Origin of the sequence: Actinospica durhamensis, assembly GCF_018139695.1 — a bacterium.
Lineage (GTDB): Bacteria > Actinomycetota > Actinomycetes > Streptomycetales > Catenulisporaceae > Actinospica > Actinospica durhamensis.
In genome coordinates, this window is record NZ_JAGSOG010000664.1 from 1 (window position 1) to 666 (window position 666).

At 69.7% G+C, this 666-nt stretch carries 3 protein-coding genes; all 3 read left to right on the plus strand.

Going from position 1 to position 666, the window contains the following annotated elements; genetic code table 11:
• Positions 1 to 211, plus strand: a 211-nt coding sequence (locus tag KDL01_RS41615) for a hypothetical protein (RefSeq protein ID WP_212534225.1), incomplete at its 5' end; no start/stop codon positions are given.
• Positions 180 to 404, plus strand: coding sequence for a DUF7620 family protein (locus tag KDL01_RS41620; RefSeq protein WP_212534226.1), 225 nt, complete (start codon positions 180 to 182; stop codon positions 402 to 404). The genes KDL01_RS41615 and KDL01_RS41620, both read left to right, overlap by 32 nt.
• The coding region (locus KDL01_RS41625; RefSeq protein ID WP_212534227.1) for a putative phage holin at positions 401 to 666 on the plus strand (266 nt) is incomplete at its 3' end. The genes KDL01_RS41620 and KDL01_RS41625, both read left to right, overlap by 4 nt.

Here is a 666-nt window from a genome sequence, read left to right on the forward strand (position 1 = left end):
GGTCGTGCAGGACAAGGACCGGCAGATAGAGGTGTGGCGGGCCCTCGCCGAAGGCCGGCAGGAGATGATCGACATCCAGCAGACGCAGCTCGATCTGCTGATGGGCACCGCGCGCACCACCGAGCGGGTGCTGGACGCGGTGTCCGAGGCGGCCCGCGCCAACCGGGGAGGTGGCGGCCGTGCTGCGCTGGCTGAAGCGCCGGACGAGTAAGCGGGCGGACGTCCCGGCGGACGAGGACGTCCAGGCCGCACAGGAGGAACTGCGGAACCTGGAGCAGGCGATGGCCGCCGCCCACGAACGCACGTCGGAGATTCGGGAGATCTCGCGTACCCTGCGCTCGCTGGGCGAGAGAAACCACTTCGCCCCGTTGATCCGCGATGCGCTGAAAGGCGAGTTCCGATGACGACCGGTCAGGCGGTGAACCTGTGGGGCAGTGTGATCGCCCTCGGCGGCTGCCTGGCGTTCGTCGCCGTCTACTCGCTGCTCGCCCGGTGGTGGCACGGCACCGTCGGCCGGCTGCTGGTCACCAAGGCCATGGCCGTCGCCGCGTTCATGGCCATCTCCATCTGCGTCACCCTGCTCCGCTCGGACGTCGAGATCCTGCGCACCGTGCGCGGCATCCTCGCCGCCCTGTTCGGGGCGCTCATGTTCTACCAGGCGTGGCT